Consider the following 16,571-nt stretch of genomic DNA (forward strand, 5'->3'; position numbering starts at 1 on the left):
ATTGGAGCAGCTATTACGCTTTGTGCAGGGACCGCTGCTGCTGAAACCGTCCTTCGGATCGGGCATGGCGCGAATGAGCAGTATCACATGCATCGGGCGCTGCTGCATTTCGAGGAGCAGGTCGAGGCCGGGTCGAATGGAGAGATCGATGTTCAGATCTTCCCGTCTTCGCAGATGGGACCCGATCGCGAGATGATTGAAAGTGTGCAGGCCGGCGTTCTGGAAATGGCGGTGTCGCCCTCTTCCTTTTTTGCAGGTTGGGATCCGGCATTCGCCGTAATCGAACTTCCCTATATGTATGCCAGCAAGGACATCGCGCTCGATGTACTGAATGGTGACGCGGGCGACCAGATGCTTGATCGGTTGTCAGGTCAGGGACTTGTCGGGCTCGGCTGGCTTGAAAACGGTCTAAGGCACGTGACCAACAACGTTCGCCCGATTGAAACTCCCGGTGATCTTGAAGGCGTCAAGCTGCGGACCATGAAGGTACCTGCGCATGTCGCGACCTTTAAGGCGCTTGGAGCAAATCCGACGCCGATGAACTTCGGCGAGGTCTATTCGGCCCTTCAGCAGGGCGTGATCGACGGCCAGGAAAACCCGGTCGCACTGATCGACAGCCAGCGCTTTTATGAAGTTCAGAAACATGTGTCGCTGACCGGTCACGTCTTTACGGTCTATATTCCCGTCATCAGCGACGCTTATTTTTCAGGGCTTTCGCCGGAACACCAGAAGCTGCTGCGCGACGCCATGGCGTCCGCTGAGGCCTATCAGCAGGAGCTGGTCGATACCGAAGAAGCCGGACAGCTTCAGAAAATCCGGGAGGCAGGTGTGAACGTTGTCGATCTGACTGCGAAGCAGAGGCAGGCTTTCTCGGACCAGACCGAAGGTGTCCGCGCCGCTTACAGGGAGGAAGTCGGTGCCGATGTCTTTGACACCTGGGTGTCTGCCGTCAAGGACAGCACGCCGCAATAGTCCGGCGTCAAAAATGCTGAAACGGATCGGCCGGGCATTCGCTGCCGGCCGACCGGAACAAGAGACTGGAGGAGAAAATGGCCGCGATCAGATGGATCGATGCCAACGCGGAGCGTGTTCTTGCTGCGTGCTTGTTGGCCTTTATCGTTCTACTCATCAGCTTCAATGTAATCATGCGTTACATATTTAATGCGTCGCTCTCCTGGGGCGAGGAGCTGACACTTTGGGTTTTTGTCTGGTTCATCTGGCTGGCGGTCAGCTACGGTTTCAAGAAACGGGAACATATCCGGATCTTGATCCTGCGCGGCATGTTGCCGGAGCGCCTGCAACTCTATCTCGACCTTTTGATAGATTTGCTGATCCTGGCGTTCATGGTTGTCCTGATTGCCGAGTGTGTTCAACTGATTCAGCTTCCCTTCGTTGCGACGCAGAAATCGGTTGTCCTTCAATTACCCATTCCCATCTTGTATGCCTCCGCACCCATTGGTGCGACACTGTCCTCGATTAGGGTCATTCAACACATGTGCCAAACGGGAAAGCTGCTTCGCACACCTTTTCAGGGAGTGTCGTAAAGATGATTGCTGCCGTACTTTTCCTTTCTCTGTTCCTCCTGCTTTTCATCAGCGTGCCGATTGGTATCTGCCTCGGTCTGGCGACCATGACGGTCATGCTGTTCGTAGAAGGTGCGCCGCCACTCGTCCTTTTGGCGCGCTCTGTGGTGACCGGCGCAGACTCCTTTCCTTTGATTGCGGTTCCGCTGTTCGTCCTTGCAGGAGACCTGATGCAAAGCGGAGGGATGTCACGGCGGCTCGTCGCCTTCGCCAATGCTCTGATAGGTCACATCCGCGCCGGGCTCGCCTATGTGAATGTTCTGGCCTGTGTGTTCTTTGCCGCAATTTCAGGTTCGTCGCCCGCCACGGTCGCCGCAATCGGGTCGAACATGATCCCGGAAATGGAGAAAGTTGGCTACAGCCGCCGGTTCAGTGGTGCGCTTACGGCATCGTCCGGCATGATCGGGGTGATGATCCCACCGAGCATACCGTTCATCATCTACGGAGTGACAGCCGAGGTTTCCATCGGCAAGCTGTTTCTCGCTGGTGTCGTTCCAGGGCTGTTGTTTGCGCTGATGTTCATGTTCGTGGCAAGGATCCTGCTGCGCAACGAAAAAGCTGCGTTGGGAAGCACAAAAACCTTCTCGTCCGCTTCGGTCGCTTCAACGTTCCGCTCCTCATTCTGGGCGCTTCTTGTGCCTCTTATAATCCTCGGCGGCATCTATAGTGGCATCTTTACCCCCACCGAGGCTGGAGCGGTCGCAGTTGTTTATGCCGCATTCGTCGGCCTGTTCGTCTACAAGGACATTGGTTTTTCTGACTTGCCTGGCATTCTAGCCCAGAGTGCGTTGACCAGCGGCACCATCCTGATCCTTGTGATCATGGCATCGGCATTCGGGCGACTTGCAACCCTGGCTCAGATTCCTGCGCAGTTGGCCGCCGGTATCACGAGTCTTTCGGACGATCCCATTTTGATCCTGCTCCTGATCAATCTGTTACTTTTGGTGATTGGGATGTTCATGGAAACGATATCCTCGATCATCATTATGACGCCGATCCTGCTGCCGGTGGCGGTTGCGATCGGGGTTGATCCCCTGGTGTTCGGCGTGATCCTTACCGTTAACCTGGCTATTGGTTTCTGCACACCACCACTCGGGGTAAACCTGTTTGTCGCCAGCGGTATATCGGGTATTTCGATAGAAAGGCTAAGCGCGGGCATACTTCCTTTCTTTGCAGGCATGTTGGCACTGTTGATGCTCGTCACCTATGTTCCTGCCTTGTCACTGGCGCTCCCGTCGCTGTGGTAGACGAAAATTGCGGAGCGTGGACATCCAGCATGTCCTGCACCCTGCAATAGGGAACTTTGTTTGAACCGGTCTCGAACAGGGATGAAATCGGCAGCTAAAGTCTTTGGCAGAGTTCTTACCAAATGGACGTCGTGGATGTGTATTATAAGCGTCGAAATTCAAAAGGAGCGCATGTGCTGCGGGCCTGCGACTTCAAGGAAACTGAGGTCGCTAAGCGCGAAGTGGCGTATCAGCGCGGTAATCTCCAAGGACATGGCAACATCACGCCTTGGGGCAGGACGGAAACGGGTAACCCATGACACTGGAACGCACTACGCTTCGAAAATTCTTGCTCAATCTGCAGAAAGACGATGCGCTGGATCAAGACCTGGTTCTGTTGATCGAAGATATCGCAACCTCTTGCCGAATTATCTCGCACCAGATTCACAACGGCCCCTTTTTGAATATCCTGGGCGCGACTGAGACCTCAAATATTCAGGGCGAGACCCAAAAGAAACTGGACGTCATTGCAAACGATGTTTTCCTTAGCCATTGCTCGAATTGCGGCCGCGTTGCCGCCCTTGTATCGGAAGAATTGGAAGACGTCGTCTGGCTGAAAGAAAAGCCTGAAAAAGGCGATTACCTCGTTTATTTCGATCCTCTTGACGGTTCCTCGAACCTGAATGTCAACCTGTCGGTGGGATCGATCTTTTCAGTCGTGGAGCTCGAAGAGGATATCCAGACGCTCTCCAATGAAGTTGTGCTGCTAAATGGGACAAAGCAGATATTTGCCGGTTATTCCCTTTACGGTCCTTCGACTTCGCTCGTTTTTTCCACCGGGCAAGGTGTCAACGGTTTCACACACATGATTGGAACTGGAGAATTTTTCCTGACCTTTCCAGACATGCAACTGCCTGACCAAACGGACGAGTTTGCCATCAACGCCTCTCGCTGGCGTCAATGGGATCCTGCCATCAGCCGATATGTTCAGGAATGCATCGATGGTGAAGCCGGTCCCAGGCAGAAAACTTTCAACATGAGATGGACCGCCTCAATGGTGGCAGAGGTCCACAGGATCCTCACGCGCGGCGGGATTTTTCTTTACCCGGTCGACAAGGAGAATGAGGCTCGTGGTGGAAAGCTTAGGCTTCTCTATGAAGCTAATCCAATGAGCTTCATTGTGGAACAAGCCAACGGACGCGCATCCACGGGCTACCAGCGTATTCTCGACGTTGAGCCGCAATCCCATCATCAGAGGATTTCAGTGATCCTGGGCTGTTCGGCCGAAGTCGAACGGATTGAATCCTACTACCGGGAACTGGAACGATAAGCGTCATCCATCGCGTATTATCCGATTGATGTTCGTTGCGGTTATCTGAGAGACCCGCGAAACCGTTTGGGCTGGATCCGTCACGTGCTTTCGTGAAAGCATCCATACATCAGATCAAAGGCGAAGCTTGGTTTCTCGAGAACGCTAACAAGCGGATTACAGAGGCAAAGCAGTCATTTGTCGCAGGAGTTTTGATCGCAGTTCACAGCTGCGAATGGACTGACAACTCCTCGCTGAAGAGAACCTCAGCGTATTCAAGCACTGGTTTTGTCCTCTCCGGAGTTCCAGAGTTCAGGTGTTCCATGCTGCCGATGATCAGCAACGCAGTGGCTGCCTTCGCACCACACCCCACAGGCTCGCTTACTGACATTGTCTGCGTGGGAATGTCAGGAATGGGCGGACTTCACGTCATCATGTAAGCTTGGACATTCTGATTTGTGCAGATTTTTCAACACTCGTTCAGGGATCAAAATTGAACCTTCCATTTTTGGCAGGATACGGATTTCGGACGGTTCATTGCGCAGAGCAACCCAGTCGACCGAGATCGAGCAATTACCTCTATTCTTTGGGACTGGTGTTTTGGTCTGAGACTTAGTTGGATATTCTTAGTTAAAATCGGTAGCGGAAGCCCGCTACCGTCACTGCCCCCGCTACAATGAAACGCATTTCTTCTTGGTGGTACGTTCACATCAAGACAGTGTTGTCACCCGTTGCAGTGACTCATCTGATGCGCCTTGAGGTTTGTATTCAGCCCCTAACGGCAGTTTCCATCCCATGGGTCTGATTTAGGCGAGCACGTGTTGATTTTCATCAAGAACTGACCCGGTAGAGTCCGGTTTTTCACTGTGAACTAGCCCCTGTTTACACCCGCCCCTGCCTGGGTAATCCAGTTTGTGTTTTAGACTTTGATTTTGAGACTCTTGTTGCTGTTATTGTCTAGATTCCCTAAGGTAAGCGAATATTCTGTGGTTGGATTGGATATGGCGTATTTAAAACAACTTATTGCCTATGGATTGACGGCGATGCTGACAAGCGCTTGCAATACAACGACGACAACCGGGAACGGGGGGGCGGAAAACGATTCCTTCTCGAGGTCTTCTGGTATCAGTCAGCGAACAACGGGAAATATAGCCTATTGATTTGTGTTCCCGTACGCATCGCATGGTCCTGTTTTCAGTTAAGCTCAGATGTTCTTTGATCTAGTCTATATTGCAGACATCCGGTTTCCGGGAGGAACATCAACAGCTCTTTATTATGAGTTGAAAGCCGCGGTGTCCGCAGGTTTGAAAGTCGGCTTGATACCTGTGGCCTCTCCGGTTTTGACGACGTCGCGCCCACCAAACCTGAGGCTGCTGGCACAGATCCGCAATACAAGGACTGAAATCCTTCAGATCGATGCGAACCCGCGGTGCAGGGTGTGTCTTTTGTACCATCCAACGCTTCTGGATTCCGGATTGAAAAGACTGCCTCGCTTCAAAGCCGACACGTTTGCGCTGGTTGCCCATCATCCACCACTGGACAGGTTTGGAAGGGAGAGCTACGCGGCCGCCAGGTTCGGATCGCTTGCAAGAGATCTCTTCGGCCACGATCTTACCATTCTTCCCGTTGGTCCAATGGTCCGACAAGGCTTTGAGGCCGTGGGGCTATCGAAACACCTGCATGACCGAAATTGGGACAATCTGATCGATGTGTCGGAATTCGAGGGTCGAAAACGCAACGGGTCCAGCCAGCCTGTCGTCATCGGCAGGCACTCGAGACCCGGTCGTGAAAAGTGGCCTGAGCCGGTTGAGGCACTGCAAGCTTATCCGGATAACCCGGATTACGAGTTTCGTATGCTCGGAGCTGACCTGGACTACCTGACCGAGTTTGAGAAAGTACCGAGCAATTGGCACTTGTTGCCCTTCACCAAGAGATCCGTGGCCGATTTTCTCAAAGGTCTTGATGTCTATAGCTACTTTCACAGCCCTGCCTGGATTGAGGCATTTGGTTATTGTGCGCTTGAAGCTCTTGCGACGGGACTGCCCACCGTTTTGCCGCACTACTTCGAAAAGTGGTTTGAAGACGCCGCACTCTACAGCTCTCCCGCGGAGGCGCCATTGCACTATGAGCGGGTTTCGAAAGACAGGGAATTCAGACGAGACCTATCCGAACGGGCGCGAAACTTTGCAGCCGACCGTTTCGGGCTGACGCAGTTTGCAGATCGCTTTGAACGACTGGCGGGCAAAGTTCGTACCCTGCATCAACCCGGCTCTGTATCCCTGGAGACGTCCACGAAACCGGCTGTTGTGATGGCTGTGACGTCAAACGGCATTGGATTAGGACACATCACTCGTCAACTTGCTGTTGCGAAAGCGCTGGGCCCCAAGGTGAAAGTCGTCTTTTTTTCCCTGTCCGAGGCGGTGAGCGTGGCACAGAAAATGGGATATATGGCTGAATTCAGGCCATTTCATCGCAGACTGGGCTGTGACGTGGATGACTGGAATGACTTCTTTTACCGTGAGATGAGGGATGCACTTGCATTCTACCGACCGGAGCTGGTGATTTTCGATGGAAACACCCCTTACTCAGGCCTTCTTGATGCATTGAAGCATCACGAAAAGGCACGTGCGGCATGGGTGCGACGCGGAATGTGGCGAACACCTTTTGAAGAAATATCTAACAGAGCCAGCAGTTTTGATATTGTGGTCGAACCGGGGGAATTGGCGGGATCAGAGGACCCTGGCCATTCCCGAAACGGCAGTGAGCATTTTGTCACGACAGATCCGGTCCTGCTCGTTACACCGGAGGAAATGCTGTCACGTGTAACGGCGCGTCGACTTTTGAAACTTCCCGAAGACGGAACGCTCGGTCTCGTATTGCTGGGGTCCGAGCGAAATTACGACATGTCGCAGGCCCGACAGGCCGTTGAAACCGTTTTGCATCAGAAAAAGAACGTGCATTTCGTTGAGATCAGGTCGCCAATAAGTCCCGCGTTTGAGGAAGATCCGCATCCACGTCATCACCGACGAGTGGCGTATCCGCTGGGTCAATATTTGAACGCCTTTGATTTCGCGATTTCCGCTGCCGGGTACAATTCATATCATGAACTTATTGCGGCTTCGGTACCTACCGTATTCGTGCCGAACTCGGCACCGGAAATGGACCTTCAGGAGGCCCGGAGCAGCTTTGCTGATAAGGCCGGATTGGCACTATCCTGCGACGCAGCCGACCCGTTCGGTCTTGAATATTGCCTCGAAAAAATTCTGGACGCAGATATCAGGAATGAGCTGAAGGCCAATTGCGCAAGACTTCCTGCATTTTGGCATGGCGCACACCAGGTCTCGGAGTTGCTGACTGTCACCGGATGTCTGCCAACAGGTGCGTTGCAATTTCACGATGGGAAACACTGACATGTCACCAGTCCGAACAATACATGGCTTCCCTCTGAAATTCGCGATTTCGATTTACAGCCGCATCGCGGGGGCCGACAAGAGTAATGCGCTTCTGCTTTCAAAAAGGGCCAAATCCAGGTCGACTGCACTGGTCTGGTCTCTCGAATTTCCGGAGCAGGCCAGAGACGCAAAACTGGAAGAAATGGAACGACATCTGAGCGCGTTTCACACGGTCGTGGTGGTGAGCGACGCCAATTCCGTTTCCAGCATCCTTGCAAAAGGGTTTCGTGCAGAAGTGCTGCCGAGCAAGCAGGAGCAGCAAACGCATTTCTGCGACCTGCCGTGGCAAACCTATCTCACAAGACGCATCAGCCGTATTCGCAATTGCTGGGTACCTGACTTTGAATTCATATTGAAAACGGCTCCTGAAGATTTTGTCATCGATAAGAGGGAAGGGCCGCTTGTTGAGGTTACTGATGTGATCGAGGAAACCGAGTTGGAATATAGTGAAGACTATGCTTCTTGAGAGGCCCGGTCTCCCAGGACGTGAGGTTCCGACAAGGCGTAGTCCAGTTGGTTGTGCCGAACCAGATCGTCTTTGAATTCTGAACCGTTTTGCATGGTTCGAAATATGTCGTCCGTTCGGTCCTGCTTGACAAAGGTCGCCTTGAGCTTTTCGGGAATTTCAAGCGGCAGCAGCGGCTCCAGCACCCTGATCAGGCACCGATAGGCTTCTTCCGGGGGGCGATTGAGATGGCCATCGTAGGAAACGAAATAAGTGGGACACTGACTCGCGAACGCCCAATCGCCCGTCATCTTGTACCAGTCGTCTATCACCCTGGATTCCGATAAAAAGGCGCGCAGGTCGACTTTTACGCGCATATCCGAGGTATCACGGCGCTTCCAGATACGGAGCTGCCTTGCTTTCAACAGGGAGACATATCGCTCCAACCTGTTGCGCACGAGAAAGACGATGCTGGTTCGTTCGCTGTCAAGCAGCCGGCGGACCGATATCTGTGGCAGATGGTCGGGAAAAAGCACGAGGGAGAGAACCGTTTTTCCCATCTCTCTGGCGTGATCCCCGAGAAACGAAAGAAATTTCTCGGGGTCGGACCTGATTGTTGCCGTCAGTTGTTCCGACCGCTCTTCCAGTGCCTCATTTCGAAAGAAAGACCGGATCGCCTTCAGGCCTGCTTCGTTGTATCGGGCAAGTCCGAAGGCCCCGACTGGGTTGAAGAAATCGTTCAGAACGTAAGCCGTGCTGTGGTTGCTCAACAGTTCCTGGTGCCAGTTGGTGCCGGACCTTTCGCAAGCCACAACGATCAGACGATGCGTTGGCAATGGGGGGCTGCTAGTGCCGTTCAAGAAGTGCCCTCCTTACGAAAGGCTGCATTGATCCCAGTTCGACCAAGGGACTTCTAAGGCGTTGATCGGCAAGATGCGCAAGAAGTTCGGGAAAATCGGGATGGTCCGGGTCGCAGACATTGTGTACGGCGAATTCGGCCGGCGTAAACGTGCCCCAGTTACGCAACCTCAAAAGGTAGACACCGTTTGCGCCGACATGCTGGGCCAAGCTCACAAAGTCACCGACCTCGCGGAAATTCTGTTTCTGTACAACAAAATCCAGCCGCAACTTGGAAAAGGCACCACCCCGTCGCATGGCACCCAGAAAATGCAGGTTCTTCAACAACCGATCGAACTGTCCACCCCGCCTGACGACAGAATAAGTCTCGGGCCGCGCGGCATCCACTGAGATCCAGACGCTGTCCACATGTCCCCATAAGTCGAGCCTGTTCCACGTCGACTCGTCCAGCAAGAGCCCATTGGTGTGCAGTTGCAAACGCCGCTCACGTGAACTGTTGGCGGTGAAGTGTCGAAGGAAATTGAGAAAGTGTCTGCTAGCAAAGGGGTCCCCCGATCCAGTGACCTTGATCTTGGAGGTACTGGACAGGAATTCGGCGTATTTTTCGTTGATGAGATCGTCGAGTTTTGCAGAGGCCGAACGTTTGATTTGAACTACGTCTGTCCGGCAACTCGGACAAGAGAGATTGCAGCTGCGGTCATGGGAAAGGATGGCGCGATCCGGAGTGTGGGCCACTGTTGGCGGGCTTTTGCAGCCAGACGCCTTGCGAGCTGCCAGGAAACTGGAGATTTCAGGAGAAACGGGTGTCTTGTTTCTGGTTTTCAGACGGCGGCCACTGATCATGGGACAATGCCATCGGCTGCAATAGGAATAGTCACCGTCCAGGATGGATCTTCTGATTTCCTGTGCTGTTTCGGAGTTCCAGATCTCCTTGGGGTCTTCCATGAGGCTTCCGATCGAAACCGGCTGCCATGCAGAACAGCAGAAATGCACTGCCCGATTGGCTCTGGTTTCGATTTGAGCGAAGGGAGCTACACAAAACTTGTCACGCAACCAGTCATCGACAGGCAGATGAAGGTCATCCCTTTCTAGCTCGGCCGCATCGTGAAGACGCTGGGCAACGAGGTCGTGATGATCGGTGTTGTTGACAAGGGTCGCCAGGTGTCTTGCCGACTCCCACTCACCGGCTCGAATGCAGCACAGGGCGGCTGCGTTCAAGGTCAATACGCTCGACGTTGCTCCCGATTTCAGCAACCAGTTGCAGAATGCTGGCAACTCCGAGTTTCGCAATTCCGCTGTCAAAGCGTCGGCCGCCTCCGATACCATGCCAAGCGGAGAGATGTCTCCGGACTTCGGACTTCTGCGAACCTTCAAGTAAGCAGGGTTTCTGGAGTCCAGTTTGCTGCTCACTTTGGTGAACAGATCATCGAGCTTGGGGCTTGTGCTGGCATCCATCCGCTACAGTCCGTTAAGCTGCAGTCGCTGCTTGATGCGATCTTCGACTTCGGCAATGTCGTCATTTCCAAGCTGTGCCTTGAGCTTTTCAATCTCGGCTTTAGCTTTTTTATGTTTTTTAAGCTCGGCCATTCTGTGAAAAAAGTACGCTTCCTGCAGGTCTTTTCGGACAAGTGAACCTTTCAAGTACACCTGCCCTAGTTCAAAATAGGCTTGTCCGAAACCACGATCAGCCGAAAGGGTAAGCAACTCGAGTATGGTTACCTTGCCTGCATCATCTGGTTTCAAACCCATAAGATCCTTGGCAAGAAAGTAGGGAGCAAACCGGTCACCGGCATCAATGGCTCGCTCAAACCAGAGATGGGCAGTTGTCCTGTCCTTCTCAACACCCCAGCCAGAAAGGTAGCTGCGTCCCAGACTGTTCATCGCAGCGCGTTGCCCGTTTTCAGCGGCCAGATGGTAAAGCGCCGCTGAGGCATTGAGGTTTTTCTCCACACCTATGCCCTTGCGATACAGATCGGCCAGGGCGTTCTGGGCATTCACCCAACCCATGTCGGATGCAAGGCGATACCAGAGGATGCCTTCGTCTGGCCGTTTTGAGACGCCTCTGCCCTTGATGTAAAGCGTGCCGACATTGGTGCGTGCACGCAGATTTCCGAGACTTGCCGCCTTCAGGTAATAACTGCGCGCTTGCGTGTAATCGACGTCAGTGCCTCTTCCGGAGTAATACATGTAGCCCAGATTGGTCAGGGCTGCGGAGTAACCGTTGTCGGCTGCACGTGTGTAAAAGGCCCGGGCCCACTCAAAGCGCCTGGCAATATCCAAAACTCGCCCGAGCTGGAACTGAAGACGCGGATTGCCTGGATCTTTGACAAGTGCAAAACCGCAAAAAATAGCGGCATCCCGTATGTTCACGAGACCGTCTCGAATGGCAGGAGCCACGCGTTGAGGATCCGCAGGGTGCGATGACAGCAGGTCGCAAGCCGTGACGATATTTCTCAATCCGCCCTCGGCATCCGGAAGCTCTTCCGGCCACAAGCGGAACAACTCTGCGGGAATGTTGGTCTGCGGTTGAAACGTCAGGCGTTCGAGCCGCTTCTGCCTTGCGCGTTCAATGATATCCTGCTGGTTGATGGCAGCTGTGCGGAACGACAGATTTCTGGAAGAATCGTTCGCATTGTCCTTTTTTGAAACCAGATTCCGCATAAGCGTGCGTGCCGCCGTGACATGACGGCTTGACGGAAAGAGGCTGACAAAGCGCTTTATTTCCTCCTCGGTCCCATGCTGACTTAAAAAGTACCAGAGCACAGTATCCAGGTTGTAATCCTCAGCTTCGATCTGCGTGTTGGAGGCGCGGTCATCGGCAGTGCCTTTCAGCACATGTTCCTTCTCCACGGAACCGATAACCCAGGGGATCTGCAGTCCGTCGGTCGAGATCCTCACCTGTTGCCGAATGCGGCGGAACGCGGAAAACAATGACACCTTCGGTGCTTCGAAGGCGCGGCTAAGGGCAATGGCATAAGGACCATTGCCGCCTGCAGGGCCGTCAAGGGCAAGTTTGCCTGCGCTGGTGGAAAAGGCGAGCAAGGTTTCACCGCGTCCGGCATCAGAGTATGAAAGGCCCGGCTGAAAGCGCGGATCAAGATCAGAAAAGGGGTCGTCGCGACAGGCATCTATGATGATAAGCCTGAGGCCGCCCTCTGGCCCGGTTGATGCCGCGTCGATGACATCGCGAAGATGCACCACCTTTTCCTGAACCGATCCAGCCGAACTTGTGTCGACGTCGATGGCAAGCAGTTCATTTTGCCCGTCAACCTGGAAACCGTGACCGGCAAAATAGAAGACGCCGATGTCGGCACCATCGAAGGACGCGTCCATTTGCTCGACGATTTTGGAAAACTCTTCCTTCTTCAGGTCAAAGAAGAGGTTGACGGTGAACCCGGCCGAGATCAACGCTTCGGCCACCAGGGCAGCGTCGTTCGAAGCATTGGCAAGAGGTGACGTTTCGTATTTTGTGTTGCCAACTACAACGGCGACCCGTTTTTCCGCAGACCAGGCGATGCTGCAATTGAGGCCTACCAGAATACAGGCAAGCAGCCCTACAATTATCCGTGCGAGTTCGGCCTTCATCGTGTCACCTTCACAACTTTCTGGTCATTGTAGAAAGGGGCAGGCAGGTTCCTGACGCGCTTTGAGGATAATAGGAACTCATTTTACCAGGTGTGACAAGCCACATGGAACCTTGGACGGACGTCGCGGAAAGCTGGTTGTCGAGACAATGCACTCCGAAGTCTGGCCGAGCGTTTTCGCTTTCCTCGGTCAATCACCGCCTATGCAGTGCGGGCTTATCATCGCTTTGCATTGAACACAGCGGATGTTGAAGACCTGCTGGCAGAGCGAGGCATCGGTGTCAGCGTGGAGACTATCCGTTAATGGGTGAACCGGATCGGTCTGCATTTTGCGCGTTGCATTCGCCGGGACAGACCGAATCCAAACTATAAGTTAAGTTGGCAATGCCTGGTGGCTCGAACTGAGCAGTGCACTTCCTGCTCCTCTAACTGTCGTCACCTTCGTTTGGCTTGCTACCGAAGAGGGGAACAGCTGTCAGGTAATACGCCACACCGATAAAACCGGCGCCGCCGATGATGTTGCCGACCGAAACCCAGGCCAAATTGTAGGCGCCACCCAAAGCTGTCACGCTTTCGGGATGATTTCCAAGGAGAGAAATCGTAAACACGGTCATATTGGCGATACCATGTTCAAATCCCGCGGCGACAAACGCAAACAGGCACCAGAAAATAAGAATGCATTTCGCGGTGTCGCTCTTCGTTCGGGCCGACATCCAGATCGCCAGGCATATGAGCCAATTGCAAAGGATAGCGCGGGCAATGAGTTCCAGGATCGAGCTGTTCATCTTTGTCTCGGCCACTTTGTGAACAAGCGACGATGTATCCGTGACCCATCCGCTGCTATCGCCTGAAACGACAAGAAAAGAGAGCATCATAGCGCCGAGCAGATTGCCGTACCAGCAGACAATCCAGTCCTTTATCACTGTCAAGACGCCAATTTTGCGATAGAAAAACCCGAAGGTCATGTACATGGTGTGACCGGAAAACAGTTCAGCCCCGGCAAAAATGATCAGCGTCAGCGTGATGCCGAACAAGGACCCCATTATCAGTTTTTGCGTTTCCGGCTCGGCATCATTGCCGAGTGTCAAAATCAAAACGATTCCAACGCCGACATATGCACCGGCCATCATGGTCAGAATAAAGAAACCGAGCGGATTGTGCCTTGCGTAGCTGATTTTTGTGACAGCGATATCGGCAAACCGTTCTGTTATGTCCCGATGCAAGGTAAGCCCCGTCCAGTTCGCCTTGTTTTTCAGTCTGTCCATTTCCCTCAGAGAATTGGCTTTTTGCGGTTTTGCATTAATCCGCTTCATGTCTAAAATTGTTAGTTCGTGGAAATACTAAGCTATCCCAAATTTGAAGTTCGGTTGACGTCTGCTCATGTGACAGCAAGGATATTGCCGAGAATTGCCGGTGTAACGGCTCGAGGATTCAGCCGTTCCTTGGAACGATTAATGGCGCGTGAATCCTGCCGGTACCTAGGGGTTGGTCTTGCCCCTTTGAACTTGTTCGAATTGAGTGCGACTTTTTGGGTGCATTTCTAGTGAAAGATGTCTGATCACAAAGCGTGTCATGGTTTTGTGAAGCCCATTATCCACTGATGGATCTGGCACTCCTGGGTCGCGAACTTTTGGAAAAAGTGATTGTTTTGATAGCAGTAATACAGGATTGCCCCGGGCACACCTTTGAAGAAGGCTTCACGAAAGACTTAATCGTTGGCTGAACGTTTAGTTCATCCGCTGCGCGCCTGATACTTGATTAAGTTGGATTGTTTTAGCTGAAATTGGTAGCGGAGGCCCGCTACCGCCATAAAGCCCACTCGATCTGCTTGCATTTTGACTTGGTTGTTTTTTCTCGCAAGTCGTTGGTTTAACGGGAAAATAGACAATTTGTGCCAACTTTCTACCTTGATTCTAATCGCCTTAAAGGCCCTGTCAAATTGTTCCCTTGGTAACAATTTCTGTGTTGTTGCCGTTGCCTTGACAGAAGCGGTCCGACTTATGAGAACCACGAAATAGTCTCATGTGCTGTTTGGTTCTATTTTCGTTTCAATCCAAATCTGCGCAATGTCGAGGAAATGTTGCTCGAGCGGGCATTGCCGTTTCCTATGAGACCGTCCGCCGATAGTGTCGGAAACACGATACAAAGCATGTGCGTCAGGAACGTCGCAACGCGCCGGGTACAAAAAATAGCTGGCATCTGGATGAAATCGCAGTGCGAATTCATGGCCGGAAAGGCTGATTGTGGCGAGCTGTCGATCAAGACGGCTACGTCTTAGACGAAATCGTTCAATCACGTCGAAACAACAAGGCTGCCAAGCGCTCGCTGTTGCGACTTCTGAAGAAGTAGGACTAGCCGCCAAAATACACTTTCACCGACAGGCTGCGCTCCTATGGTGCGGCCAAACGTCAGGTCATGTCGGTGGTCGAGCATTGTTCACATAAAAGCTTGAAGAACCGGGCCGCGAATTCCCATCTTCCATTTCGAAAGTGAGAACGAACGGGTCCGTGCTTTCAATCGATTGGTTCACTGCAGCACTTCGTGTCGAAAATTTCCTCTGTCGGGATCCTCTTCGTACTATCCCACGCCGTCCGCACAGCAGCACAACTTCGAAATCATTGATTTCAGGTCATGGCTGAGTGGAACAACGCAGGTGAAGCCTTCGTCTGAAAATAGATGGCGAGGCTTCGCGCAACTCTACTTTAAACACGGTGACAATATCTCCTGGTCCCAACATGCGGATTTCCTGAGGGCGTAACCGGGGTACATCTCAACTCAATCGCACGAGACAATATTCTGCTAAACGACAAGATCCAGTTCTCAGTAATCACTGAGCTCACCCAGATCTGCCACCTTCTACTATTTCTTTCGCCTGCCTCCATTCGAATTTGGTTGCAACTTCCTCTAGTCGACACTCTTTAAGGCAATTGCGATTCCTTGGCCAACACCAACGCACATGGTTGCAAGGGCATAGGTGCCGTTTCGCTCCGTCAGTTCCAGTGCCGCCGTGCCGGTGATCCGTGCACCAGACATGCCGAGTGGGTGGCCAAGCGCGATTGCACCGCCATTGGGGTTGACCCGGGAATCGTCGTCGCTAACGCCGAGATCACGTAGAGTGGCGAGACCTTGAGAGGCAAAAGCCTCGTTTAGTTCGATCACGTCAAAATCCGACTGTTTCAGTTCGAGCCGGGTCAGGAGTTTCCTGGATGCGACTGCCGGACCGAAGCCCATGATACGGGGCGGCACACCGACCGTCGCACCTCCAAGAATCCGTGCAATCGGCCTGAGGCCGAATTTTGCAGCCGCTTCCCCAGAGGCAATCATCAGTGCTGCAGCACCGTCATTCACACCTGATGCGTTTCCCGCTGTCACCGAACCGCCTTGCCGGAAAGGCGTACGTAAGTTGGCAAGTCCTTCTAGCGTGGTTTGCGGGCGCGGATGTTCATCACGGTCAACGACCATTGGATCCCCCCGGTACTGCGGGACCGATACAGGCGTGATCTCTTGGGCGAACCGCCCGTTCTCCATTGCTGTCTTGGCATTCTGCTGGGAACGGAAGGCAAATGCGTCCTGGTCTTCGCGCGATATATTGAAATCCTCGGCGACGTTTTCACCTGTCTCCGGCATGCTGTCGACACCGTATTTTGACTTCATTAGAGGATTGATGAACCGCCAGCCGATGGTCGTGTCGTGAACTTCGCTGGATCTCGAAAAGGCGCTTTCAGCCTTGGGCATGACAAATGGAGCGCGTGACATGCTTTCAACACCTCCGGCAACGATGAGCTCAGCCTCTCCAGCCTTGATAGCGCCGCGGTCATGACGGCATCCATGCCGGATCCGCACAGGCGATTCATCGTGGTGCCGGGAACCGATTCCGGATATCCGGCCAGCAGGAGTGACATGCGTGCCACGTTGCGATTGTCCTCGCCGGCTTGGTTGGCGCAGCCAAAGATCACCTCATCCACAGCTGCAAGATCGAGATCAGGATTGCGGTCCGCAAGTGCTTTGAGCGGGATTGCTCCGAGGTCGTCGGTGCGAACCGAAGACAGAGCCCCGCCAAAGCGGCCGATTGGGGTGCGGATATAGTCGCAGATATATACTTCTTGCACTGGTC

Annotated in this window: 11 protein-coding genes and 2 pseudogenes; 8 read left to right on the forward strand and 5 right to left on the reverse strand. The window is 53.2% G+C overall.

Features of this window, described 5'->3' with window-relative positions; genetic code table 11:
- From K5905_RS02555 to K5905_RS02580, 6 genes are all read left to right on the forward strand, one after another.
- Positions 1 to 972 (forward strand): TRAP transporter substrate-binding protein (locus K5905_RS02555; protein WP_297579998.1); only part of this gene is annotated, 972 nt, incomplete at its 5' end.
- Positions 973 to 1,049: 77 nt separating this feature from the next.
- Positions 1,050 to 1,544 carry a TRAP transporter small permease gene (locus K5905_RS02560; protein ID WP_297580001.1) on the forward strand — a complete coding sequence of 165 codons (495 nt, stop codon included), beginning with the start codon at positions 1,050 to 1,052 and terminating at the stop codon, positions 1,542 to 1,544.
- Positions 1,545 to 1,546: 2 nt separating this feature from the next.
- Positions 1,547 to 2,830 (forward strand): TRAP transporter large permease, encoded by a 1,284-nt coding sequence (locus tag K5905_RS02565; RefSeq protein WP_297580004.1) that lies wholly within the window; start codon positions 1,547 to 1,549, stop codon positions 2,828 to 2,830.
- A 295-nt stretch (positions 2,831 to 3,125) separates the two neighbouring features.
- Positions 3,126 to 4,139 (forward strand): class 1 fructose-bisphosphatase, encoded by a 1,014-nt coding sequence (locus K5905_RS02570; RefSeq protein WP_297580007.1) that lies wholly within the window; start codon positions 3,126 to 3,128, stop codon positions 4,137 to 4,139.
- A gap of 1,187 nt (positions 4,140 to 5,326) precedes the next feature.
- A complete protein-coding gene (locus tag K5905_RS02575) occupies positions 5,327 to 7,528 on the forward strand; it encodes a hypothetical protein (protein WP_297580010.1) in 2,202 nt (733 codons plus the stop codon).
- Position 7,529: 1 nt separating this feature from the next.
- Entirely contained in the window at positions 7,530 to 8,036 is a 507-nt protein-coding gene (locus tag K5905_RS02580; protein WP_297580012.1) for a hypothetical protein, read from the forward strand.
- On the opposite strand, the gene K5905_RS02585 is transcribed toward K5905_RS02580, so the two are convergent.
- The 3 genes from K5905_RS02585 to K5905_RS02595 are packed head-to-tail and all read right to left on the reverse strand — an operon-like array spanning position 8,024 to position 12,458.
- The gene (locus tag K5905_RS02585; protein ID WP_297580015.1) at positions 8,024 to 8,875 is read right to left on the reverse strand and encodes a sulfotransferase domain-containing protein; all 852 of its coding nucleotides are present in this window, start codon (positions 8,873 to 8,875) and stop codon (positions 8,024 to 8,026) included. The genes K5905_RS02580 and K5905_RS02585 overlap by 13 nt on opposite strands.
- Positions 8,862 to 10,328, reverse strand: a complete 1,467-nt coding sequence (locus K5905_RS02590) for a radical SAM protein (RefSeq protein ID WP_297580018.1) — start codon at positions 10,326 to 10,328, stop codon at positions 8,862 to 8,864. Before K5905_RS02590 ends, K5905_RS02585 begins: the two co-directional genes overlap by 14 nt.
- A gap of 3 nt (positions 10,329 to 10,331) precedes the next feature.
- Positions 10,332 to 12,458: a caspase family protein gene (locus tag K5905_RS02595; RefSeq protein ID WP_297580021.1), complete on the reverse strand. Its 2,127-nt coding sequence runs from the start codon at positions 12,456 to 12,458 to the stop codon at positions 10,332 to 10,334.
- Between the two features lie 162 nt (positions 12,459 to 12,620).
- Here K5905_RS02595 and K5905_RS02600 point away from each other — a divergent pair.
- Positions 12,621 to 12,830 (forward strand): annotated as a pseudogene (locus tag K5905_RS02600) (IS6 family transposase); the annotation flags it as partial.
- Positions 12,831 to 12,882: 52 nt separating this feature from the next.
- Here the strand turns inward: K5905_RS02600 and K5905_RS02605 are convergent.
- Complete coding sequence (locus K5905_RS02605; protein WP_297580024.1) at positions 12,883 to 13,722, reverse strand: formate/nitrite transporter family protein; 840 nt, start codon at positions 13,720 to 13,722, stop codon at positions 12,883 to 12,885.
- 976 nt (positions 13,723 to 14,698) lie between these two features.
- On the opposite strand from K5905_RS02605, the gene K5905_RS02610 reads away from it, so the two are divergent.
- Positions 14,699 to 14,806, forward strand: a complete 108-nt coding sequence (locus K5905_RS02610; protein ID WP_297580028.1) for a DDE-type integrase/transposase/recombinase — start codon at positions 14,699 to 14,701, stop codon at positions 14,804 to 14,806.
- Positions 14,807 to 15,361: 555 nt separating this feature from the next.
- On the opposite strand, the pseudogene pcaF reads toward K5905_RS02610, so the two are convergent.
- Positions 15,362 to 16,566, reverse strand: a pseudogene (gene pcaF, locus K5905_RS02615) (3-oxoadipyl-CoA thiolase).
- Positions 16,567 to 16,571: the final 5 nt, after the last annotated feature.

It is taken from the genome of Roseibium sp. (genome assembly GCF_025698965.1).
Classification (GTDB): domain Bacteria; phylum Pseudomonadota; class Alphaproteobacteria; order Rhizobiales; family Stappiaceae; genus Roseibium.

Excerpts from the sequence above, each read along its gene's own strand:
- K5905_RS02560 (WP_297580001.1), top strand. The coding sequence starts at position 1,050 with ATGGCCGCGATCAGATGGATCGATGCCAACGCGGAGCGTGTTCTTGCT.
- K5905_RS02565 (WP_297580004.1), top strand. The coding sequence starts at position 1,547 with ATGATTGCTGCCGTACTTTTCCTTTCTCTGTTCCTCCTGCTTTTCATC.
- K5905_RS02570 (WP_297580007.1), top strand. The coding sequence starts at position 3,126 with ATGACACTGGAACGCACTACGCTTCGAAAATTCTTGCTCAATCTGCAG.
- K5905_RS02575 (WP_297580010.1), top strand. The coding sequence starts at position 5,327 with ATGTTCTTTGATCTAGTCTATATTGCAGACATCCGGTTTCCGGGAGGA.
- K5905_RS02580 (WP_297580012.1), top strand. The coding sequence starts at position 7,530 with ATGTCACCAGTCCGAACAATACATGGCTTCCCTCTGAAATTCGCGATT.
- K5905_RS02590 (WP_297580018.1), bottom strand. The coding sequence starts at position 10,328 with ATGGATGCCAGCACAAGCCCCAAGCTCGATGATCTGTTCACCAAAGTG.
- K5905_RS02595 (WP_297580021.1), bottom strand. The coding sequence starts at position 12,458 with ATGAAGGCCGAACTCGCACGGATAATTGTAGGGCTGCTTGCCTGTATT.
- K5905_RS02605 (WP_297580024.1), bottom strand. The coding sequence starts at position 13,722 with ATGGACAGACTGAAAAACAAGGCGAACTGGACGGGGCTTACCTTGCAT.